Genomic DNA, 22539 nt, shown 5'->3' with positions numbered 1-22539 from the left:
TGTACATCCTTACTACTTGTTAGTTATAAAATTCGAAACGACCATTTAGAACAAACGATCAATAATCATTGTTTATCCGCACTGGGAGTATAGACTTTATTCTGGGTACATTCAAAAAAAATGGTAAAAAAACAACATTTTTTTTTATTTACCACAAAATACTGAATTTAATGGGCCAAATATCTAGATATTCGGTCAACAATAACTATCATATACCCTATAACACAGAACTCAATACGATTATCTCAATGTTCTACCTATACGATGAATCATTTCAATTTGAGCTTTTGCAGCATCTAGTTCTGCCTGGATAGCTTCATAATCCAAATCTTGAGGATCTTTACCCTGAAGTGCATCTTCAGCTCTCTTTTTAGCATCTTCTGCCGCTTTTTCATCAAGATCTTCGGCACGCACAACTGTATCTGCCAAAACAGTTACAATCGAAGGCTGGACTTCCATAACGCCACCAGCAACAAATAATAAAGATTCACCATCATCTGTTTTGTACTTCAGCTCACCAGCTTTTATTGTTGAAATAAGCTGAGAGTGGCCAGGTAAAATACCTAAGTCACCCATTGTACCCGGTGCTATTAATTCTTGAACTGTGCCGGAGAATATTGATTCCTCAGCACTTACAACATCCAAATGCATTGTCATAGCCATATTCTATCTTTCCTGTATTAAGAAATAAGTGATGAGAAAATAAAAGACTAAGCGTCTTTATTTCCTTTCTCAACAGCTTCTTCTATTCCGCCAACCATATAGAAAGCTTGCTCAGGCAAATGATCATATTCACCAGCAAGAATACCTTTAAAACCAGAAAGAGTATCAGCCAGAGAAACATACTTACCTGGTGCACCAGTAAATACTTCAGCAACATGGAACGGTTGAGATAAGAAACGTTGAATACGACGAGCACGAGCAACTGTCTGCTTATCTTCTTCTGATAATTCATCCATACCTAGTATAGCGATGATATCTTGTAATTCTTTATAACGTTGTAATACACCCTGCACACTTCTAGCAACGCCATAATGTTCTTCACCAATAACTAGTGGATCAAGTTGACGCGAAGATGAATCCAAAGGATCAACCGCTGGATATATACCAAGCTCAGCTATATTACGTGAAAGTACTAAAGTAGCATCCAAGTGAGCAAAAGTTGTTGCAGGAGATGGATCCGTCAAGTCATCCGCAGGTACATATACTGCCTGGAACGACGTAATAGAACCTTTCTTTGTAGATGTAATTCGTTCCTGAAGCGCACCCATTTCTTCAGCAAGCGTTGGCTGATAACCAACCGCAGAAGGCATACGACCAAGCAGTGCAGATACTTCAGTACCAGCAAGTGTATAACGGTAGATATTATCGATAAACATCAATACATCACGACCTTCATCACGGAAATGCTCAGCCATAGTTAAACCAGTTAAAGCAACACGTAGTCTACTTCCTGGAGGCTCATTCATCTGACCGTATACTAGAGCCACCTTATCAAGTACTCCACCCTCTTCCATCTCGTAGTAGAAATCATTACCTTCACGAGTACGCTCACCAACACCAGCAAACACAGATAAACCACTATGTGCTTTAGCGATGTTATTGATTAGCTCCATCAATGTAACTGTTTTACCAACACCAGCTCCACCGAATAAACCTATTTTTCCGCCTTTAGCAATCGGCATAACCAAATCGATAACTTTTACACCAGTCTCAAGAATATCAAGTGTAGAAGATAGTTCTTCGTAGCTTGGTGGATCACGATGGATAGGCATGCGCTTATCTACCTTAACTTCACCAGCCATATCAACAGGCTCACCAAGAACGTTCATGATACGCCCCAATGTACCTTCACCAACTGGAACCATAATAGGCTCGCCAGTGTTGACTGTCTCCATGCCACGTTTAAGACCTTCGGCCTCACCCATTGCGATTGTGCGAACAACACCATCACCTAACTGACCTTGAACCTCTAGAGTCAATCCGTTGTGATCTGGAACGGTTAATGCACTATAAACCGATGGAACTGCATCACGTGGAAATTCCACGTCAACTACAGGACCGATAACTTGAACAATACTTCCAGTACTCATTGTGTTAGTACCTCTACCTTAAATGTTAAATTTTTTAATAAACTGCTCGGATATATACTTGCTAAGCGGGTCATTCTACCGCTGCCGCACCCGATACAATTTCTGAAATTTCTTGTGTAATTGACGCTTGTCTTGCCTTGTTATAAACCAACTTAAGTTTATCGATCATGTCACCGGCATTATCAGATGCACTCTTCATTGCGATCATTCTCGCAGACATCTCACAGGCTATATTTTCAACAACACCTTGATAAACCAATGATTCGATGTAACGAGTCATAAGAGAATCTATTACTTCTTTCGACTCAGGCTCGTACAAGTAATCCCACTGATATTTTATTTCATCCATATCAGCAGCAACTATTGGAATCATTTGTGTTACTCGAGGTGTCTGAGTCATGCTATTAACAAACTCATTCTCAACTAAAAACAAACGATCTATACGACCTTCTTCGTATGCATCTAGCATAACTTTTGTCGTACCCAACAAATCATTAGTGCTAGGCTTATCACCTAATCCAGTTGATTCAGCCACCACACCAAAACGTCTAAATACTGATAGTGCCTTGCTACCAAAAACTGCAATATCAACTTCTACATCTTTTTCTTTCCAAGCAGCAATATCTTGAAATGCCTTCTTAAAAAGGTTTGTGTTTAAACCACCACACAGACCACGATCAGAAGAGATAATGATGTAACCGACACGTTTAACAGTTTCACGCTCTTTAACAAAAGTATGTTGATATTCAAGCTGGCCTAAAGCCATATGACTAACAACTTGTCGCATTTTTTCTGCATATGGACGCGATGCATCCATACGCTCTCTAGCTCTACGCATTTTCGAAGCAGCTACCATTTCCATGGCTTTGGTAATCTTCTTAGTATTCTGAATACTACCAATCTGCGAACGTATTTCTTTAAGACCTGCCATTACTAAGCTCCTTGATTTTCTGGTACTTGTTTACCAAGCATCTTTCTACCAGGCACCCTTCGATTTAAAGTTCTCTAGCGCAGTCTTCATCTCAGAAGCGATATCATCGTTATAGTCGCCAGACTCATTTAAGCCATCAAGAAAATCAGTTTTTTCAGTTCTCATGTAAGATAACATTGCAGATTCAAAGTCATTAACTTTGCTCACATCAATATCATCAAGAAAACCTTCGTTAGCTGCAAATAATGAGAATGCCAACTCACCTGTTTTCAGAGGAGAGTATTGAGACTGAGTCATCAAAGCAGTTACACGAGCTCCACGCTCAAGCTGCTTTCTGGTTCCTTCATCTAAATCAGATGCAAACTGAGAGAAAGCCGCCAATTCACGATACTGAGCCAAATCAAGACGAATACCACCACCAAGCTTCTTGATGATTTTAGTCTGTGCAGCACCACCTACTCGAGATACTGATAAACCAGCATCAATCGCAGGACGATTACCAGAGTTAAACAAATCTGTATCAAGGAATATCTGACCATCTGTGATCGAAATTACGTTTGTAGGTACGAATGCAGATACGTCACCTTCTTGAGTCTCGATGATAGGATAAGCAGTTAAAGAACCAGTCTTACCTTTTACTCTTCCTTCTGTGTATCTTTCAACGTATTCAGCATTAACTCGAGCTGCACGCTCAAGAAGACGTGAATGTAAGAAGAAAACATCACCAGGATATGCTTCACGGCCCGGAGGACGACGTAATAGCAATGATACTTGACGATATGCCCAAGCCTGCTTAGTTAAGTCATCATAAATAATTAGCGCATCTTCACCATTATCACGGAAGTACTCACCCATCGCACAACCAGCATATGGAGCAAGGTATTGCATAGAAGCTGGATCAGAAGCATTAGCAGCAACAACGATTGTGTAATCCATCGCGCCAAACTCTTCAAGCTTACGTACAACACCAGCAACAGAAGAAGCTTTTTGACCAACAGCTACGTAGATACATTTTACGTTTTTGCCTTTCTGGTTAATGATTGCATCAATCGCAACCGCTGTTTTACCAGTTTGACGATCGCCGATAATCAATTCACGCTGACCACGTCCAACAGGAACCATTGAGTCAAGTGCCTTGATACCAGTTTCCATTGGCTCATCAACCGACTTACGTTCGATAACACCAGGAGCTTGACGCTCAATTGGATTCATTGAAGAAGCGTTAACCGGGCCTTTACCATCAATTGGTGCGCCTAATGAGTTAACAACACGACCCATTAATTCAGGACCAACTGGAACATCCAGAATACGACCAGTACACTTAGCAGTGTCACCTTCTGTCATATCTTTATAGTCACCAAGTACTACCGCACCTACTGAATCACGCTCCAAGTTTAGAGCCAGACCGTAAGTTCCGTTAGAGAACTCAATCATTTCACCAGACATTACATCTGATAAACCATGTATACGCACGATACCATCCATGATAGATACGATTGTACCTTCAGTACGTGCTTCAGCATCTGTATCAAAGCCTTCTATACGCTTTTTTATCAGATCACTAATTTCTGTCGGGTTAAGTTGCATTTACCTATACCTTTCTCTTAATTTTGTGGTTTAGTTAGCCATTACAGAGGTCATTTTATTCAAACGCCCTTTCAACGTACCATCTATTACCAAATCGCCAGCCCGAATGATTGCACCACCAAGTAGTGTCTCATCAACGCTAACCTTTATTTTTACATCGCGTCCCAAACGTTTTTTGAGAGCATCAGAGATAGATTTCTCTTCAGTCTCAGTTAACGCTTTAGCTGATGTCACTAGCGCCTCAACAGAACCTTCAGCCTCATCCTTAAGTACTTCGTAAATCGTACTCATTTCAGGGAGAAGTGTCAGACGATCGTTCTCAGCCAGCATATTCACTAGGTTTTTTGCTTGATCATTCAACTTGCCATCGCAAAGCTGAATAAAAGCATTAGCGCCTGCTTGCTTAGCCATCTTTGGGCTTGCTAGTAATGTACTTACTTCTTCATTACTAGCTACTGCACCCATAAAGCCAAGCATTTCAGACCACTCACCTAAGCTACTGGTAGACTCGGCCATTTCGAAAACGGCACGAGCATAAGGACGAGCTGCTGTAGTCAATTCAGACATATTCGTATTTCCTATATCTGCTCAATCAGCTCTTTCAATGCAGCTTTGTGCGCATTGGCATCAACCTCTTTACCAAGAATCTTGCTCGCACCTGCAACTGCCAAAGCTGACACCTGAGTACGTAAAGAATCTTTAGCGCGGTTAACTTCCTGATCGATTTCAGCCTGAGCTCCAGCTATTACACGGTCAGCTTCTTCAACTGCCTTGTTTTTAGCCTCTTCGATCATTTGCGTGTCGCGAGCTTTCGCTTGAGCAATGATTTCTGCTGCCGCCTGCTTGGCTTCTTTGATCGCGTGCTTAGCATTTTCTGCCGCTAGCTCTTGATCCTTCATGCCTTTTTCAGATGCAGCCAAACCGTCAGCAATACGTTTTTTTCGATCTTCCAATGTATTTATGACTGGCTCCCAAAGCACTGCTTTGATAAACCAGATCAGAATTGAAAAAACAATCAGCTGACCAATTAATGTTGCTGTTACATTCATGATTTTTCTCCGAATACTATTTCAGTTAAGTCGAATTAGAGTTCGAAAGAATTAACCACCAATTGCAGCAGCAGCAGCACCAATGAATGGATTCGCAAATATGAACCACATTGATATACCCAAAACGATCATTGGGAATGCTTCCATCAAACCACCAGTAAATAGCATTTGACCAGTTAATTGAGCACGCATCTCAGGCTGACGAGCGATACCTTCAATAAACTTCGAACAGATCAAACCCCAACCTAGAGCCGAACCTAAACCAGCAGCCGCTAGAATAATACCAACACCGATTGCAGTGGCAGACATGATTTCAGATACAATTGCAGCATCCATAGTAAATCTCCTAAATATAAAAAATATTAAAAATTAAAAAAAGTAAACTCAAATTAAACAAACACTTAACTTTAGATTAGTGTTCGTCTGTGCCCTGACTCGCCAAACCAAGATAAACGATAGTCAAAAGCATAAAAATAAACGCTTGTAACAAAATAACCAGGATATGGAATATAGACCATAAAACACCTAATACCACCTGACCAGGCATTGCCCAATAAGAGAACGCAAGCAGAGCAATCAACAAGAACAACAACTCACCAGCAAACATATTACCGAACAATCTCAAACCAAGACTTACAGGCTTGGCCACTTCCTCGATCGCTGTCATAACAACATTGATAGGGAACAATAAAACTTTAACGATAGGATTACTCGCACTGAATGGGTGCGTAGCGAACACTTTCATATAACCAAACAAACCTTTATGCTTGATGTTATAGAAGATAATCAAGCCAAACACCAATAGCGCTAATGCGAAGGTAGTATCAAGGTTAGTCGTAGGCACTGCTTTCCAGTAAACATGAGCAGGATCATAGCCGAAAACACCTGCAACCCCACTCACTAAAGATGGAATCAAATCAACAGGGATAATGTCCATGGTATTCATCAAGGCAACCCATACGAATATGGTAATTGCCAAAGGTCCTACCCACTTATCAGCAGTCGGGAAAATATCTTTCACTTGCTGATTAACAAACTCTACTACCGTCTCAAGAATATTCTGCATTCCCGTCGGCTTGTCAGGATCTAGGTTTTTACCTACCTTCCAAGCAGCAAATGCAAATGCCAATGCCAGGATCAAGCTCATTACAAATGTATCAACAAAGAATACACTGAAATCCACTAGACTAGCAGGGCGCTCACCGTTATGGGTCATATTACCCAGGTGATGCTGAATATACTCAACAGGATTCGATATAGCTGGCGCGTTAGACTCGCTCACGATTCTCAGTCTCCAAAATAAAAATAATTATATTTACTTATCACTATTATCTGAGGCATCTTTTGCAGCATTAGCAATCTCCTCAGAAGCTAACTTCGTTTGCTTAGAGCCAAATAACATAAAGGCCAACTGAGCAACAGCAAAGGTTCCTAACATGGGGGGAGGTAATAATTTTAAAACACCCATACCCACACCAAACATAACAAGCACAAAAACAAATCTTTGAATAACGCCGAGATAAAGTGTCAACACACCACCTTCGGGGTTTTCCTTAGCCATTTCGCCCGCACTATCAAGGCGACGTGACAATAAAATCGTATTAGCTATTGCAACTGCACCACCATAGGCAGCTGGCAAAATACCTTCCTCAGCTAAATAGAAGAACGAAACAGCGACTCCAAGCACCACCAATATGGCCTGTATAACTAATAAATTTTTCATTTATCTATTTCACTATTTCATTCTTTATTGAATGAACCAAATGTCATTCTTTTAGTCTCAATTCATATTAGTAAACTTATTACTTACTAAGTCGTTGAATCAAGACGCCGGAATACTAGCATCACGCTTTCCTTCACTCAACTAAACTTACTTAAATAATTAGTTTTTCTTTATCTTTTAATACTAATTATCAGAAGAGCGTTTTTTATCAAAATAAACAATTGCTGATTTAATGAGGTAATACAACAAGATACCAACAAAATCAGCAAACCAATCAGCAATTGAAAATGAACGGAACTCTGTAAAGTACTGAGCAATTTCTATACCACCACCGTAAATTAAAAGGGGTAATCCCTTCCATAACCAAAATGGATTACGCGATGTAGCCAAGTCCATCAATAGCGCAAAACCAAAGAACACAACGACGTGAATCAACTTATCATTCACCGAAACATTAGGAGGAAACTCCAAATGAATCGTCGCCACCCATGCCCCCAAAATCATTAGGGTTAAAACCACAGCTCTGGCACTTACCTTAAAAGCAGCGATTCGCCTAAGATGGCGCACTAGTAATATTAAATTATGCATTCGTTATTTAGCGTCTAAAATGACGATATTGAAAAGTGCGTGAATAGTATCCACATTAACTACAAATTCATACTGCTAATCCGTTACAATTAAAAAACACACCCCCCTACTTTTAGCGATAAATTGCGCAATAAAATACAGAGCCCCCAATGGACGTATCCCACATACTCGACGATTTAAATAAACCACAACGCGAAGCCGTATCAGCAGGTAAAAACCCATTACTGATATTAGCTGGCGCAGGAAGTGGCAAGACTCGAGTACTGGTGCACCGAATTGCATGGCTAATACAAGTAGAGCAAGTTTCACCGTTCGCGATACTCGCCGTTACCTTCACCAATAAAGCCGCTGCTGAAATGCGTGGTCGTATCGAAGGTTTACTAGGCTCACCCGCCGGCGGCATGTGGGTTGGCACCTTCCATGGCTTATCGCATCGTTTACTGAGAAGACATTGGGAAGAAGCCAAACTTCCGCAAAATTTCCAGATACTCGACTCAGACGATCAATTACGCTTAATCAAACGCGTGCACCGCGGACTGCAACTCGACGAAAAACTCTGGCCCGCCAAACAATCGATGTGGTACATCAACAAACACAAAGATGAAGGCATTCGCTCCAAACACATTGAAGATAAAGGCGACCCAACCACTCGCCAGCTGGTCGACGTATATAGACAATACGAAGAAGCCTGCCAGCGCGCCGGCGTCGTCGATTTTGCTGAACTATTATTACGCTCGCTTGAATTACTAAGAGACAACCCAGAAACACTCAGCCACTACCAAAAACGTTTTCAACATATTCTGGTAGACGAGTTTCAGGACACCAACACACTACAATACGCCTGGATACGCTTAATCGCAGGCGAGAACATTCCACCGTTTGTGGTTGGCGATGACGACCAATCCATCTACGGCTGGCGTGGCGCCAAGATAGAACACATACAGAATTTTTCACGAGACTTTTCGCAAACACAGACGATCAAGCTCGAACAAAATTACCGCTCAACAGGCAATATTCTGAATGCGGCGAATGCAGTCATCGATAACAACGAAGGACGTCTCGGTAAAAACCTCTGGACCGATGGCGGCGATGGCGAACCGATACATTTATATGCTGCCTATAATGAAATAGAAGAAGGCACTTACGTTGCCTCGCGCATCCAGCAATGGGTGAGCCACGGAAACTCACACAAAGATATCGCCATACTCTATCGCTCCAATGCACAATCACGCGTATTCGAAAGCATTCTCAATGAAAACTCCATCGCTTACCGCGTATACGGCGGCCAACGATTCTTCGAGCGCGCCGAAGTTAAAGACGCCCTCGCCTACTTAAAGCTATGCGCCAATAGACTAGACGACCCTTCATTTGAGCGAGTCGTCAATCAACCTACACGCGGCATTGGTGACAAAACAGTTAGCGTCATTCGCGATCACGCCCGCAATACCAGTAGCACCATGTGGCAATCTGCCGTTGCACTATTAGAAACATCAACCTTTACTGCCCGCGCAGCAGGTGCGCTAAATATCTTTGTGCAACTCATTGAACAAATGGCAAACGATATCAATGGACTTCCACTCGACGAACAAGTCGAGCACGTCATTGAAACCTCAAAACTTAAAGACCATTACCTGAAGAAAGAAAAGGGAGATGCCGGTCAGGCACGCATCGAAAACCTCAATGAATTAATCTCAGCCGCGCAAGGCTTCACCTACAAACCCGATGATGAACACGCCGACATGGATTTCCTCACCGCGTTTCTCGCGCACGCTTCACTAGAAGCCGGCGAAGGTCAGGGACAAGCAGGCGATGATTGCGTGCAACTAATGACGCTACACTCTGCAAAAGGCTTAGAATTCCCGTTAGTATTTTTAGTTGGATTAGAAGAAGGACTGTTTCCACACCAAATGTCGGTCGAAGAAGAGGGCCGACTCGAAGAAGAACGCCGCCTTTGTTACGTCGGCATCACCCGCGCCGAAACCCAATTAGTGATGAGTTATGCAGAGCAACGCAGACTTTATGGCAATACGCTCTATGGCGTACCGTCACGCTTTTTGAAAGAAATACCCGAGACACTCATTGAAGAGATTCGCCCCAAGGTGAACACCTATAGTAATAGCAATTGGCAGTCGGATTACGAACGCGAGACTAAACCGCGTCTCGCCGTGCGCACCAATGAAACAGGCATGTCGATTGGGCAGCGAGTGGCACATGCAAAATTTGGAGAGGGGATTATTACTGATGTAGAGGGTGCTGGCAGTCATGCCAGGGTGCAGGTGAATTTTGATTATGAGGGGAGCAAGTGGTTGGTTTTAAGTTATGCGAACTTGACGTCGCTTTAAGGTGCATGCTTTTAAAAAAGTGCCCAAAAGTACGGGGGTGTGTTTTTAATCAATTTAAAGGTTTATTTTGTCACCCTCCTACTTTTAGACTGTTTTTCAATAATTCTGCTAGTAGAAGTTTGTTTCGTTGCTTTATGGACAGCAAACTCTCCTCTAATAATTGTTCACAGCACCGAGTTACTTTCTTTTCAAAACAGCAAAAAGAAAGTAACCAAAGAAATGCCGTTTATTTAAACCATTGCCAAGTTGAATTCATCGAGGGAAATAATGGGAATGAAGGGAACTCGCTCGTGCCTCGCTCAAACAACCTTCATTCTGATCCATTATTTCTTAAAATCAATCTCTATTAAACCAATTATTAATTAGTTAAGATACCTCACAATTAATCATTTACAAATAAATTGAATTCATAAAATGACTATCAAAGAAGCAATTCTAAAAACTTTAGAAGATCTAAAAAATCTAGCAAATAATGTTACCGTTTATGAGCATATTATTAGTAATGGATATTACAAATTCACCCAAGGAAAAACCCCCAAGGCAACAATCTCAGCTCAGCTAGGAAGTTTCATTCGGGATAACGACTCCAGAGTTAAAAGAGTCAAAGGAAAAGGGGCCATCTACTTATATTACCTTTCTAAATATGAAGAACTAATTAACTTTGACGATTTTCCTTTACTAACAGAGGAAACTACAAAAGAAATCAAACAGCCCAATAAAACATACCAAGAAAGAGACTTACATAAATTACTCAGCAGTTACTTAAAAAACCAAAATATATACTCAAAGACAATCTTTCATGAACAATCAACTATGAGTAATGACGGACATCAAAAATGGGTGCACCCAGATATGGTTGGAATTGATTTCATACATTTAACATCAAAAGCAAATCAGGCACTCATGAAGGTCACCAATAACTTAGATACTTTCAAAATATCATCGTATGAACTAAAAAAAGAAATCAATACAGACTACGAATTAAAAAAAACATACTTCCAAGCAGTATCCAATTCAAGTTGGGCTAACTACGGATACCTGGTTGCATTTGATATTAGTAGCAGTCTTATAAATGAAATCGAGAGATTAAACCAATCATTTGGTATTGGGGTTATCGAATTAAAGTCTAATCCGTATGAAAGCAAAATTCTTTTTCCTTCAAAGTACAAAGAGTTAGATTTTAAAACTATCGATAAACTATGCAAAATAAACCCTGCTTTTGAAGACTTTATAGAATTATCAGAAAAGACATTAACGGCATCTGAAAGATATTTAAATTCGATTAAAAACGAATTAGATAGTTTTTGTGACAATTATTTAAAGCTTGATTCAGAGTTCGAAGCATATTGTAAAGATAAACATATACCACTGGATTCCTTTGATGAAGACATTTAATCACTAATTGATCCTTTATGTTGATTAGATAAATTTAATAAAAAGCCCCCTACTTTTAGGCACTTTTTATATTCTAGCGATGTTTTTCAATCCCATTCAACCAAGCTGAGCCACGCAGGGAATTGACGATGAAGGTTTTAGCTGTTTGAGCGCAGCGAGTTCTAAAACCGCGTCAATTTTCGAGTAGTGAGGGAACCGCTTGCGGCTTGTTTGTTGGGCGGCATTTTTTGGGATACGTTTTTTTTGCTGTTGAAAAAAAGGTATCTCGTAGCCAGAAACCGGTATTCGAGGAGATACACCAAGCCTCCAAGCTACGAAAACACCCACTCGTATATACATACATAAGCACACCCCCGTACTTTTAGGCCGTTTTTATAAAAAAGTGCCTATAAGTACGGGTGACTAAATAAACCCAGAAAAGCTAATAGCTAACTATAATCAACCACCTCAACTTCCAGCTCATCAATCATAAAATAGAACCGCCTGCCTGGCTCATAATCGCCATGATTAAACGGTTCGTAACCTTCTTCTTTCACTTTTAATTCGACCTCATCAATACCTGAAACGACTATACCCAAATGGTTCAGGTTATTAATCATCTCTGGATTTCGTGATCTAGTCTCTGTCGCATTTTCGTGGGTATATAAGGCGAGATACGAATCATCACTCCCCACATGCACGGTTCTACCGTTATTTAACGCTTCGCCTGACCATCTTATTTTCCAATTAAATAGACGACAGAAAAGCGCTGCTAGATCGTCAGGATCTTTTACTGTGAAATTTACGTGTTCTAAAGTGGCTGCTTTCATTGTTAACTCCTTATACTTTTTAAGTTATATGTTTGCTTCAATGAACATATTTTAATATCTTAAGTTAACTTGAGATCAAGGGTTAATTTGACTATATTTTAAAGAATGAAAAATGACCCATTAATCAGTATAGGCCTGATTGCCAAACGTACTGGCAGTAGTGTTTCCGCTATCCGCTTCTATGCGACTGAAAACCTGATACCTTTTACCAGAAGTACCAGTGGACACCGGCTTTTCCATCGCTCGGTGATTCGCCGGATTTCTTTTATCCTGATTTCACAAAATCTTGGCTATTCTTTGCAAGAAATAAAACGTGTTTTGGATTCATTACCCAATAATCGCACACCGACAAAAGCAGACTGGGATCGCTTGAGCATGCGTTTCAATAAAGATATCGAATTGAGGATTAGTGAACTTAGAGAATTACAATCAAAATTATCAGGCTGCATCGGCTGCGGTTGCCTGTCGTTAAAAAAATGCCAGCTTTATAACTTAAATGACAATATGGCAGAAAAAGGTTCAGGACCACGCTTTCTAATGGGCGATAAGCCAAAAAGTAGTTGAATTACCCTCTACTTATAATAACGATATTGGAATTTATGCTTTGCAAGCCTGCTTTTAACTCAGATGAAAAAAGCCCCTATAAGTATGGGGGTGTCATTTTCCTACATTTAAAGTGCCTACTCTTAACCACAACAAGTAGCCCAGTGATTTACATATTTTTGATACTTAGAATAATTACTATTAGATATTCGCCAGATTACTAGGGTATTAATACAAATACGCATTAATCAACTACACTTCCATCAATCGGCTTTTGCTAGCCATTAAAATAATTAACCATCAAAATGCAATCACATAGAATTGCACGCAAAATTCAAAGGAGATTACGTGAACAAACTCGACCAATTAAGAGATATGACAGTGGTTGTTGCCGATACTGGCGACTTGGCTGCGATTAAAGAATATAAACCTCAGGATGCGACGACGAATCCATCTTTACTTTTGAAGGTTGCTCAAGATGTAGACTATTCTGATTATATCGATCGGGCCTTAAGTTCAGCTAATGGCTCTGATAGCGCCAGCAAAATAGATGATGCCATGGATAAATTTGGAGTGGCTATAGGTTGTGAGATTTTAAAAGTCATCCCAGGTCGTGTCTCGACTGAAGTTGACGCGCGCCTCTCTTTCGATACTGAAGCGACAATTGCTAAAGCGAGAACGTTGATTAGCTTATACGAAGCACAAGGCGTGTCTAAAGATCGTGTGCTAATAAAAATTGCATCGACTTGGGAAGGCATCCAAGCAGCACGTCAACTCGAACAGGAAGGCATTACCTGTAACTTAACCTTGTTATTTGGTTTTGCTCAGGCGGTTGCTTGCGCAGAGGCAAAGGTATTCTTAATCTCACCGTTTGTTGGTCGTATTCTGGATTGGTATAAAGCGAATGGTGAGCAGCAGGAATTTGCACCAAAAGAAGATCCAGGCGTGGTTTCAGTTACCAAGATTTACAACTATTATAAACAGCATGGCTACAACACGATTGTGATGGGCGCGAGCTTCCGCAACAGTGGTGAGATTGAGGCATTAGCAGGTTGTGATTATTTGACGATTGGCCCTCAATTTCTTGAAGAATTACGCCAAGACGATAGCGTACTAGAAAAGCAACTGGATGCGGAAAATACGGGTGAAGCTCAAGAGAAAATCGAGCTTGATGAGACGGCATTCCGCTGGATGATGAATGCCGATGCAATGGCGACGGAGAAACTAGCTCAAGGTATTCGCGGCTTTGCTGCTGATCAAGATAAATTAGTTGCTTTGTTTGCTGAGCGTATTTAGATAGAACTGTTTTAGATAGTTAATGTAAGTTAAAAAATTTGGGCAGTGTTTCGCACTGCCCAATCCTCATTCTTGTCACCAATTTAAGTCACCCCCGTACTATTAGGCACTTTTTTACAGCTACCCTGATCTGGATATATTCTAAAATCCATAAAATTGCTCAGAATCAGTTATTTACTGGCTCAAGGCCAAATGTTTGTTATTCTTGCACTGCTTATTTATAGTCTTTCTATATAATGTATGAATCAAGTGATATAGAAAAATAAAAAATAACACCGAAGTAACAAAATTGGGGAATTTATGAAATCAAACAATCACGCTAAGCATTGGCTTGTGCGTATAATCTTAACTGGCTTTTTGAGTCATTTCCTTATGGGTTTTGCCATCGCGGCTCCCAATGTTACATCTGTTAGTGCGCTAAAAGGTGATCCTAAAAAAGGCAAAGATGCATATCACACCTGTGCACTCTGCCATACGCCTGAAGGCTGGGGAACTGAAGAGGGTAATTATCCCCAATTATCCGGACAGCACCCAAATGTGCTTATAAAACAATTAATTGATATCAAAATGGGGAATCGTGAGGCACCAACGATGATTCCTTTTTCTGATGATATTTTTGATCAGGGTCATCAAAGCGTGGCTGATGTGGTTAGCTATATAACAACGCTTCCCATGACGCCGAAAAATTCAGTGGGCAACGGTGATAACCTCAAACTGGGAAAGGAGCTTTATACCAAGCAATGTCAAAGTTGCCATGGCGCAAACGCTGAAGGCAATAACGAAAAAAGTTTTCCACTGCTTCAAGGACAGCATTACGAATATACATTTCGACAAATTCTATGGATAAAAGAAGGCCTTCGCAATAACGGTGATGAAAAAATGCGACAAAGCATTGCAGCTTTTTCAGACACTGAAATTCGTGCCGTCGCTGACTATATCTCCAGAATTAAGCCAGATAAAAATAAAGTAGCCGAGAGCACTGATTGGCAAAATCCAGATTTTCATGACGATTTTGTGAGTGTTCCCGCTAACGCTAAAAATAAAAAATAATGGCAAATACAAGGATTGTTATCATGTCAAAATTTCTCAAAATTTTTACTCGCTCGCATATTAATATGTTTGCTACCTTAGCCATAAGTTGCTTACTGTTAGTTACCATCACCAACGTTAACGCTATAGATAATTCAGAAGCAGAGGAAATGCTATTAATCAGCGCTTATGAAGGAGATATTGATAAAGTTAAGGATTTACTCGCCAAAGGTGTCGATGTAAATGCACAGGGTTACAACGATGAGACACCACTACTCGCAGCGGTAAATTCTGGAAAAGTAGATATGACAGCATTATTGCTATCTTACGGTGCTGACATTGAAGCCAGGAACTTTCAAAAATCAACGCCTCTGATCATTGCTGCGCAATATGGTCACGCTGCAATCACCGCGATGTTGATAGAGCTGGGTGCCGATATTTCGGTGCGCGATTACAATGGGTATGATCCTTTGATGATTGCTGCATCGCGAAATCACAATCTGGTTGTTCGCCAACTCATCGCTTTTGGCGCAGATACCACATTACAGAACAATCATGGCAATACGGCTTTAATGTTAGCCATTTATAGCGAGCATCCGGATATCGTTAAAACATTATTGGAAAAAGGCAGTAAAAAACAACTCAGTATTGCGAACAAGGAAGGTTTAACTCCCAAAACGTTTGCGGATGAAACGCATAATGCCAAAATTTCTGCCTTGATCAGTGAATATAGTAAATAGATTTCCGAAATCTTAAATATACCTTCTGAAATAAGGGCATCACTTGCTGTAGAGTGTCTTTTAGAGCCTATTTTAACAAGGCTGGAGAAAAAAGGCCTATATACACGCTAAGTTCTAGTATCTCCTTTCAGTCGAACTAGTACTAAGCTCTGCATAAATGAGTTATCTGTATTAAAACAAAAAACCTCATAAAAGTAAGGGGGTGTCTTAAAAACTGGAATGAATCATAGTTTGCATAAAAAACACTCAGTTATTTACGGATGATTGATTTAACATTTATTCATCAGCTACTTATCCAAAATTTATCTAAGAATTAAAGAACTCTTCTTCTGTCTTCCTGTCTAAACTGTGATAAATTGTCGACTAATAATTTAAAACTGGAGCTCCACGCGTGACCTTAGAAAATTCAAATAACACGCTAAATCAATACCCTGTAGAACAACCTTTTAAATCACCTCTGACACTCACCGCTATTCTGATTCTTTTACCAGCACTAGCGTTATTTTGGTTTTTTGGTGATTCTCAAAGTGTGCCTCGTGCCTTTAAAATATTCTTTGGTAACTGGATATCTCCGATTATTTTGTGGTTTTTTTGTGCCAGCTTTCTGCACCTCTGGTTAAAAAAATCAAAACTTCAAAAAGAACAGCAACGCAGTGTATTGCTCGCGAATAAGCTCGGCTCCAGCATCAACGAAGATGAAACAATTATTGATAATGATGCCAAAAGCCTTCATTTAAAATCACTAAAAATCAGCGAAGATAATGGTATCCCAACCAATAATTTACTTAACACTCGACTCTCTTTATACCTGAATCATAAAGATGATAGCGTTGATGAAACATTTGCCATCAAAGAGCGTGAGTACATGAAGGGGTCTTTCTCGCTTTCTCGCTTTATGGTTTGGGCAATTCCGATTATGGGTTTTATCGGCACAGTCTGGGGAATCAGTAACGGTATTTCACATTTCTCAGATGCCATGACCAGCACTAACTCTGTGACTGATGTATCGGCAATGCTTAAAGAAAATCTACCGTTAGTAACTAGTTCTTTAGCGACCGCATTTGACACCACTTTATTGGCATTACTCTTAAGTATTCCATTGATGATGCTTATGTTAACGCTGGAAAAAACCGAAGAAGCTTATTTGATTGATCTGGATGAACGCTGGTATCACGACATCAAACCACTTCTGACTGATGCTAATGGCAAAACGACTTATAACTCATCTGATGCTGTAAGCATCTCTTCAACTGATTCAAACGCCAGTAATAATGAAAGTAACAATAAGGTCGCAGGTGAAATCAAACTATTAAGCACTCAGATCAAAGCTCTGCAAGAGACCATGGAGGATCTGTACGAAACTATTTTTACCTCTAAAATCACTTCTAAAGCCGATGAAAAAGATGTCAGCAAGTAGACGACTAGAAGTAAAATCAATTACAGGGAAAGATAAGCTGTAATGGCAATGTCTCGCGCTACACGTCTCGCACGCTATCCAAAAGAAGAAAAACTGGAAGTTAGCTTATTTCCGTTTTTAAGTATCTTCTTGTGTGTCATGGGCGTTCTTTCTTTTATCAATGTTCTTAATAGCTTTAGTGCGCCACAAAAAATTGAGCTAACAGCCCAATTAGAACAAGGCTATAAAGTTGCTTACCAGATTTTCAGTTTGCCAGATGGCATCATTAGCGTCCCACCCGTTAAATATTTAGATAAACTAAGAGATGCCGTTGATGGGATTGATAAAGTCGTAATAACAGATATTTTACAACGTCGAGAAGGTGCCATGTTTCGATTAGAAAGGCATAGTGGGCCTGTAATGGGTTTAGCAACGGAACCTGATGTTGATGATATTTTACAAGCCATGCAAGACATTAGAACGCTAAACGAGATTGCCTTAAAAGCCAATTATTTATACGAAGAATTTCTGCTATTTGGCATTTACCCGAATGGTAGCCAGGCATATCAAAAAATTCGTGATGTGATGAGTTTCACTCAGGATGCCGCATCTATTAGCATTGGTTTGGAACCTCTGGATGCGAACTGGACTCTTAACCTTAAGAAAAAAACAAATTAATTTAATAATCCGACTAATATAGAAATACTTTTAACATGCGAAACCTGATCAGCCTAGATTCACTTACAGATATCGTATCCAATTCGGTGGGTATTCTGATCATATTCGCTGTTATTAATCTCATACACGACAACAACAAAACCTTTCAACTTGAAATACCATTAGAACATAGCACTCAGCTTAGTCCTGTATTTTTCATTGCCAAAGACGATCGTATTCTCGCATTGGATACAGACACTATATTCTCCAATGCAACCTTACAGGCAACTAGCGGTGCAGCGGCTAGCAAAAGACTGTTCTCATTAGATTTTCATGATTTATTAGGAAAGATAGACGATGAAAATGGTATCTCGTTTTATGCAAGAGATACGCAGAGTTGGCCTAAATTTAATCAATTACAAAAGCGCAACTCAGAACTACGCAATAGCATAAGCGCTATCGATGGCCAAAAGCAATTCGCCTATTTCTTTGTTTATGACAGTAGCGAAGATGGCAATATCTCGGGAAGTGGCTTTGAAGCATTTCGCGAAGCACGTGAATTCCTCAAAGGTAGAAGCGTAAAATCTGGCTGGCAACCGGTGAACAGCGAAGCGCCTGCTAATATATGCGATAAGCGTTTTAGAGGCGGTTGTCAGTACCTACCCTCTTACCTGGGAGATGGCTGATATGAATAAGAATCAAAGTCATTTTTCACAATTAAAAAAGAGTTGGGGACTAGCGGATGACACTTCGCTGCAAGATCTGCTAAGTCATGCGCAGAATAAGCTAAAAAGTGATCCAGAAAATCCAGAACTGTTATTTAATATCGCAGAGTTGATGCGCCATACCGATCAAACTGAAGAAGCAAAAAAGTATTATCAAAAAAGCATTAAAAGCACGGACAAACGCACCACACAGCGTGGGGAAGCGCTAGAAAGTCGCATAGAAAAAAAACGCGATCATACCAGAGCGAAATTCATCTTTTTAACCTTAACCCCGTTGTTCGCGATTATCATCGGAGCTACATTCCTCTGGAAACAACTCAACAAGCCGGAAGTGCTGCCGGAAGATAGCAATCCAGAAAAATTTGCTTTCACCCAGTGGCTGGCTAAACAGCAGATGGTGCAAATCATGACCACTTTGCAACAAGAAAACCCGGAGCTAACCTTTGATTTCAGCAGGTCATCCGCTTCCGCACAATCTCCAATGGAGTTTATGCAGTCATTAATGCAACCTGATGCACTAGAAAAAATTCGCCGAGACAGAGAAAGAGCGGCTAATAATAAAAGCAATACAGGACCTGGTCGACCCGCATTCCAATGCAGCAAAGAACCTGCTGTTAGTTGTGCAGGTAAAGATATTCCCAGTGCACCGGGAGAAAGACGTGAAGAAGTTGTACAGTTAATGCAGGCCTATAACACGATACTCGACACCGAACTCGATTGCGAAAAGATAGAAAAATCCATCGACACCATTGGCGAGCAACTACAATGGCGGAAGTCTGAAAGACGCATTAAAGCCAATCTTGAAGATTTAGCCGTGGAATGCTTCTACAAGCAAAAGAACTTAGAAAAAACCATTGAGCATTCACGCAAACTACAATGTACTGGCGACGAAGGTTACATCAATAGTGTCTATTGGTTCTTAACTGCAATCAACCATCAAATGGGCGATAAAGCGAGTGCCTTATCATCTTACCAATGCTTTCAAGAGGCAACTGAATACGTGGGAAAACAAGACTTCAGCGCAGCTTATGTGGCATCACGACATCGTGAATCCGGTGCGCTAGCGTGGTTATACTTTGATGATCTTGAAACAGCCACAGCAGAGTTAGAAAAGGGTCGCACTATTCTAAAGAATGCACCAAAACAAACAGCGGCTACCCGTGAAGTGATCTCTGAAATTGATCTTGATTTGCTCGAAACCTACGTTACAGCTAATATTGATCTCGATTCCTTCAACGATTTAATGGAAGAAATCAATTCCAGCGGCTTATTAACTGACGGCTACAAGCAGATCAAAGATACATTGGCGTCAATTTATTATATGCAGAATAAAGACAATGCCAGTTCTATCGTTGCGCTAAATAATCTATCCAGTAGATTTAAATTGATGCCCGAATTTATATGTGGCTGGGACTGGAGTGGTTTCAGAAGAGGTCTTGAAGATTCGATTGCTGATGATGATATCCGCGATCGCGCCAGAAATTTAGTGGATGCCGCAAACTGTTATGTAAAACAAAGCATGCCAGAACGTATTCAGGTCATTAACGAAGTGTCTGGCTGGTTAAATAGACAATGAAATTAATCAAACGAAACATTCTAAATAAGTTAAATCGCTTAAAAAAAGGGCGTATAAGTGGGGGGGTGACCTTTAACAATTACCTTTCTACTTGCAAGCAGGAGCGAATATAAATGCTCAATACAATCATACTAACGCTGATTGAAAGTCAGCCTCATGCTCAAATACAGGCAATGAGCAACGATACCTTTGAAAATCCTGCAACATACAAAGGATGGATTTATCCTTTGCGTTATTTGCTGGCACTGCGTTATCTGAAAGTAAAACAGAGAGTATTAAAAGGTTTTCGTTCACAAAAAATCTATCCAATACAAGACAGTGAATACAAACAGGCTTTGATTGCTCAACTTTCAGGAAAGACTAAATCACCCTCAATTGTTAGCAAGATCAAAAATCCGATCTCAGCATTAGGCTTTAAATCTAAAATCATCTATCCGATTGCACTAATCGGTTTAGCGATTGGTGTATTTGGCTTAAATCAGTGGCATCAACAACGTAAAATCGAAAGTATATTTGCCAATCACCTACCCTACTTTTCTGATTTACTTCACAGAAAACTCATTCTTACTCATAACGATCAACAAAAAGCGCTATCCAATGTAGAAACCTCTATAAAAGAAGTAGAGGAGAAAATACTCACCGATTTACCTGAAAAAAATGGTATTAGGAGTATCGTCGCACAGCAGTTAAGCAGACTGAAAGATTCAGCAAGCACCAGTGAAGAAGTCATGCTCGGATTCAAAGAGGTGAATACGATCTTCGATAAACATAATTTACCCTTTTACTTATCGCCGAAATCATTCTCCATGCCCTGTTCTTCTTTGATTGACGCGCCTGTCGAACAAATGATGATGCTCAAAGAGCTTGAATCATTAATGAGCAATAACAACCCTGAGCTGTGCCGTACCACCATGATGACGGCGTATAAAGTAGATGATCGTAAACAGCTTTTTTATGATACCGATACTGATACGGTAGAACTACCTTTATTCAGAGTTAAGCGTATCGATAAAGTGCCTGCGGTCGATAGTGCGCTTGGCTTGACCTTTAAAGATAGAGGTATTGGTTCGATTATTTTATTAGAGCGTATTGCCAACTTTGCCAAAGAATCTGTATTACCAGCCCTAACCTTTCAGGGCAGAAACTATATCATCCCCTACTGGATGCAAGGCTATTACGAAATTGAAGAGGCGGTTACAAAAGCCTACAAGAAAGATTTAACCGATATTTATCCAGATAAGAAAGATCAACGAAATATTAAGGTTGCGGTTAAAAGTCTGATCAGCGATAAGTTCCGAATGTCTAATGCCAAGATGCAACAGACGCTACAAAGGGAGAACAGTAATAGTGAAACAAGTATTTTTGGTAATGGTTTTGATGCTATTAGCGTCCTTTTAGGAAAGACGGCTGAAACGAATACAAAGCAAAAGAAAAAAATAGCTAGCAAGGAATTCGAGCCTGAAATTCTCCATAAGCTGGATGATGTGCTATTGCCGAGTATTGAATATCACGAGGCCTATCACCAAATAGACAAAAAGGAATGGAATCCCCCTAGATGGTTAAAGACTACCTTCAAAGACAAACTGGATGAGAATGGGATTGACCATACTCTTGAAGAACTCGGTGCTTATCTAGCGCAATTAGCTAATACAGACCAGGGACAAAAGATTTGGTTAAGCAAACTGTTAATCTTTTCATTGAACCCAATGACTAAGGGGCAAGCTGAGTATTATGCTTCCAGTATCATTTTCAACACCATGGAATCTCTATATCTCGGAATTGAAGTTAAACCGGATTACATTGCTACTGTTGATGAAAAGACAGCGATATTTAAAGTACTAACTTCAAAAAATCAAAGTGAAATAAAAGCATTAGCCAAAGCAGCCTATGAAGAACTGTTTAACAGGCCAGTTCCTTCCTTAAGAAGGTAATCAGTTAAATTACCTTTTAGTATTAGCTATAAATTAACTCACTGGGTTTAGTATGATATGTTAGCCGCAGACTTTATTATGCTGTTCTTTGCCATATATTCTTCAACCATCAAACACGACATAAGCTAA

Annotated in this window: 22 protein-coding genes; 11 read left to right on the top strand and 11 right to left on the bottom strand. The window is 40.2% G+C overall.

Annotated elements, in window-relative coordinates; all coding sequences use genetic code 11:
* Window positions 1-240 precede the first annotated feature (240 nt).
* The 10 genes from Q1A31_RS03060 to Q1A31_RS03015 form a co-directional block, all read right to left on the bottom strand.
* Window positions 241-663: a F0F1 ATP synthase subunit epsilon gene (locus Q1A31_RS03060; RefSeq protein WP_299872160.1), complete on the bottom strand. Its 423-nt coding sequence runs from the start codon at window positions 661-663 to the stop codon at window positions 241-243.
* Window positions 664-710: 47 nt separating this feature from the next.
* Complete coding sequence (gene atpD / locus Q1A31_RS03055; protein ID WP_299872157.1) at window positions 711-2093, bottom strand: F0F1 ATP synthase subunit beta; 1383 nt, start codon at window positions 2091-2093, stop codon at window positions 711-713.
* Between the two features lie 70 nt (window positions 2094-2163).
* The gene (atpG, locus tag Q1A31_RS03050) at window positions 2164-3024 is read right to left on the bottom strand and encodes a F0F1 ATP synthase subunit gamma (RefSeq protein ID WP_299872155.1); all 861 of its coding nucleotides are present in this window, start codon (window positions 3022-3024) and stop codon (window positions 2164-2166) included.
* A 45-nt stretch (window positions 3025-3069) separates the two neighbouring features.
* Window positions 3070-4611: a F0F1 ATP synthase subunit alpha gene (gene atpA / locus Q1A31_RS03045; RefSeq protein WP_299872152.1), complete on the bottom strand. Its 1542-nt coding sequence runs from the start codon at window positions 4609-4611 to the stop codon at window positions 3070-3072.
* A 30-nt stretch (window positions 4612-4641) separates the two neighbouring features.
* Window positions 4642-5178, bottom strand: a complete 537-nt coding sequence (locus Q1A31_RS03040) for a F0F1 ATP synthase subunit delta (protein WP_299872149.1) — start codon at window positions 5176-5178, stop codon at window positions 4642-4644.
* Between the two features lie 11 nt (window positions 5179-5189).
* Complete coding sequence (locus Q1A31_RS03035; RefSeq protein ID WP_299872146.1) at window positions 5190-5660, bottom strand: F0F1 ATP synthase subunit B; 471 nt, start codon at window positions 5658-5660, stop codon at window positions 5190-5192.
* 51 nt (window positions 5661-5711) lie between these two features.
* Entirely contained in the window at window positions 5712-5996 is a 285-nt protein-coding gene (atpE, locus tag Q1A31_RS03030; protein ID WP_131907342.1) for a F0F1 ATP synthase subunit C, read from the bottom strand.
* 76 nt (window positions 5997-6072) lie between these two features.
* Window positions 6073-6942, bottom strand: coding sequence for a F0F1 ATP synthase subunit A (gene atpB, locus Q1A31_RS03025; protein WP_299872138.1), 870 nt, complete (start codon window positions 6940-6942; stop codon window positions 6073-6075).
* A 33-nt stretch (window positions 6943-6975) separates the two neighbouring features.
* Complete coding sequence (locus Q1A31_RS03020; RefSeq protein WP_299872135.1) at window positions 6976-7383, bottom strand: ATP synthase subunit I; 408 nt, start codon at window positions 7381-7383, stop codon at window positions 6976-6978.
* A 183-nt stretch (window positions 7384-7566) separates the two neighbouring features.
* The gene (locus Q1A31_RS03015; RefSeq protein ID WP_299872132.1) at window positions 7567-7971 is read right to left on the bottom strand and encodes a VanZ family protein; all 405 of its coding nucleotides are present in this window, start codon (window positions 7969-7971) and stop codon (window positions 7567-7569) included.
* Window positions 7972-8120: 149 nt separating this feature from the next.
* On the opposite strand from Q1A31_RS03015, the gene uvrD reads away from it, so the two are divergent.
* Window positions 8121-10313, top strand: coding sequence for a DNA helicase II (gene uvrD, locus Q1A31_RS03010; RefSeq protein WP_299872129.1), 2193 nt, complete (start codon window positions 8121-8123; stop codon window positions 10311-10313).
* A 414-nt stretch (window positions 10314-10727) separates the two neighbouring features.
* Complete coding sequence (locus tag Q1A31_RS03005) at window positions 10728-11708, top strand: hypothetical protein (protein ID WP_299872126.1); 981 nt, start codon at window positions 10728-10730, stop codon at window positions 11706-11708.
* Between the two features lie 428 nt (window positions 11709-12136).
* Here the strand turns inward: Q1A31_RS03005 and Q1A31_RS03000 are convergent, their stop codons facing one another.
* Complete coding sequence (locus Q1A31_RS03000; RefSeq protein WP_299872123.1) at window positions 12137-12517, bottom strand: VOC family protein; 381 nt, start codon at window positions 12515-12517, stop codon at window positions 12137-12139.
* Window positions 12518-12622: 105 nt separating this feature from the next.
* On the opposite strand from Q1A31_RS03000, the gene soxR reads away from it, so the two are divergent.
* The 9 genes from soxR (at window position 12623) to Q1A31_RS02955 (ending at window position 22410) form a co-directional block, all read left to right on the top strand.
* Window positions 12623-13081: a redox-sensitive transcriptional activator SoxR gene (gene soxR, locus Q1A31_RS02995; RefSeq protein WP_299872121.1), complete on the top strand. Its 459-nt coding sequence runs from the start codon at window positions 12623-12625 to the stop codon at window positions 13079-13081.
* A 327-nt stretch (window positions 13082-13408) separates the two neighbouring features.
* Window positions 13409-14356 carry a transaldolase gene (gene tal / locus Q1A31_RS02990; RefSeq protein ID WP_299872118.1) on the top strand — a complete coding sequence of 316 codons (948 nt, stop codon included), beginning with the start codon at window positions 13409-13411 and terminating at the stop codon, window positions 14354-14356.
* 300 nt (window positions 14357-14656) lie between these two features.
* Entirely contained in the window at window positions 14657-15406 is a 750-nt protein-coding gene (locus Q1A31_RS02985; RefSeq protein ID WP_299872116.1) for a c-type cytochrome, read from the top strand.
* A 23-nt stretch (window positions 15407-15429) separates the two neighbouring features.
* On the top strand, window positions 15430-16125 hold the full coding sequence (locus Q1A31_RS02980) for an ankyrin repeat domain-containing protein (protein ID WP_299872113.1): 696 nt from the start codon (window positions 15430-15432) through the stop codon (window positions 16123-16125).
* 391 nt (window positions 16126-16516) lie between these two features.
* Complete coding sequence (locus Q1A31_RS02975; protein ID WP_299872110.1) at window positions 16517-17542, top strand: MotA/TolQ/ExbB proton channel family protein; 1026 nt, start codon at window positions 16517-16519, stop codon at window positions 17540-17542.
* Window positions 17543-17584: 42 nt separating this feature from the next.
* Window positions 17585-18199, top strand: coding sequence for a hypothetical protein (locus Q1A31_RS02970; protein WP_299872107.1), 615 nt, complete (start codon window positions 17585-17587; stop codon window positions 18197-18199).
* 35 nt (window positions 18200-18234) lie between these two features.
* Window positions 18235-18864, top strand: coding sequence for a hypothetical protein (locus tag Q1A31_RS02965; RefSeq protein ID WP_299872104.1), 630 nt, complete (start codon window positions 18235-18237; stop codon window positions 18862-18864).
* Between the two features lies 1 nt (window position 18865).
* Complete coding sequence (locus Q1A31_RS02960) at window positions 18866-20479, top strand: hypothetical protein (protein WP_299872101.1); 1614 nt, start codon at window positions 18866-18868, stop codon at window positions 20477-20479.
* Window positions 20480-20592: 113 nt separating this feature from the next.
* On the top strand, window positions 20593-22410 hold the full coding sequence (locus tag Q1A31_RS02955) for a hypothetical protein (protein ID WP_299872098.1): 1818 nt from the start codon (window positions 20593-20595) through the stop codon (window positions 22408-22410).
* Window positions 22411-22539 lie beyond the last annotated feature (129 nt).

Source organism: uncultured Cocleimonas sp., from assembly GCF_947495625.1.
Lineage (GTDB): Bacteria > Pseudomonadota > Gammaproteobacteria > Thiotrichales > Thiotrichaceae > Cocleimonas.
Note: the sequence above shows the minus strand (reverse complement) of the source record. Positions and strands in the feature narration are given on the sequence as shown.

Excerpts from the sequence above, each read along its gene's own strand:
- Q1A31_RS03060 (WP_299872160.1), bottom strand. The coding sequence starts at position 663 with ATGGCTATGACAATGCATTTGGATGTTGTAAGTGCTGAGGAATCAATA.
- Q1A31_RS03005 (WP_299872126.1), top strand. The coding sequence starts at position 10,728 with ATGACTATCAAAGAAGCAATTCTAAAAACTTTAGAAGATCTAAAAAAT.
- Q1A31_RS03020 (WP_299872135.1), bottom strand. The coding sequence starts at position 7,383 with ATGAAAAATTTATTAGTTATACAGGCCATATTGGTGGTGCTTGGAGTC.
- atpA (WP_299872152.1), bottom strand. The coding sequence starts at position 4,611 with ATGCAACTTAACCCGACAGAAATTAGTGATCTGATAAAAAAGCGTATA.
- Q1A31_RS03040 (WP_299872149.1), bottom strand. The coding sequence starts at position 5,178 with ATGTCTGAATTGACTACAGCAGCTCGTCCTTATGCTCGTGCCGTTTTC.
- Q1A31_RS02965 (WP_299872104.1), top strand. The coding sequence starts at position 18,235 with ATGCGAAACCTGATCAGCCTAGATTCACTTACAGATATCGTATCCAAT.
- atpD (WP_299872157.1), bottom strand. The coding sequence starts at position 2,093 with ATGAGTACTGGAAGTATTGTTCAAGTTATCGGTCCTGTAGTTGACGTG.
- Q1A31_RS02980 (WP_299872113.1), top strand. The coding sequence starts at position 15,430 with ATGTCAAAATTTCTCAAAATTTTTACTCGCTCGCATATTAATATGTTT.
- uvrD (WP_299872129.1), top strand. The coding sequence starts at position 8,121 with ATGGACGTATCCCACATACTCGACGATTTAAATAAACCACAACGCGAA.
- Q1A31_RS02970 (WP_299872107.1), top strand. The coding sequence starts at position 17,585 with ATGGCAATGTCTCGCGCTACACGTCTCGCACGCTATCCAAAAGAAGAA.
- atpE (WP_131907342.1), bottom strand. The coding sequence starts at position 5,996 with ATGGATGCTGCAATTGTATCTGAAATCATGTCTGCCACTGCAATCGGT.
- atpG (WP_299872155.1), bottom strand. The coding sequence starts at position 3,024 with ATGGCAGGTCTTAAAGAAATACGTTCGCAGATTGGTAGTATTCAGAAT.
- Q1A31_RS03035 (WP_299872146.1), bottom strand. The coding sequence starts at position 5,660 with ATGAATGTAACAGCAACATTAATTGGTCAGCTGATTGTTTTTTCAATT.
- soxR (WP_299872121.1), top strand. The coding sequence starts at position 12,623 with ATGAAAAATGACCCATTAATCAGTATAGGCCTGATTGCCAAACGTACT.
- Q1A31_RS02985 (WP_299872116.1), top strand. The coding sequence starts at position 14,657 with ATGAAATCAAACAATCACGCTAAGCATTGGCTTGTGCGTATAATCTTA.
- Q1A31_RS03015 (WP_299872132.1), bottom strand. The coding sequence starts at position 7,971 with ATGCATAATTTAATATTACTAGTGCGCCATCTTAGGCGAATCGCTGCT.
- Q1A31_RS03000 (WP_299872123.1), bottom strand. The coding sequence starts at position 12,517 with ATGAAAGCAGCCACTTTAGAACACGTAAATTTCACAGTAAAAGATCCT.
- Q1A31_RS02960 (WP_299872101.1), top strand. The coding sequence starts at position 18,866 with ATGAATAAGAATCAAAGTCATTTTTCACAATTAAAAAAGAGTTGGGGA.
- Q1A31_RS02955 (WP_299872098.1), top strand. The coding sequence starts at position 20,593 with ATGCTCAATACAATCATACTAACGCTGATTGAAAGTCAGCCTCATGCT.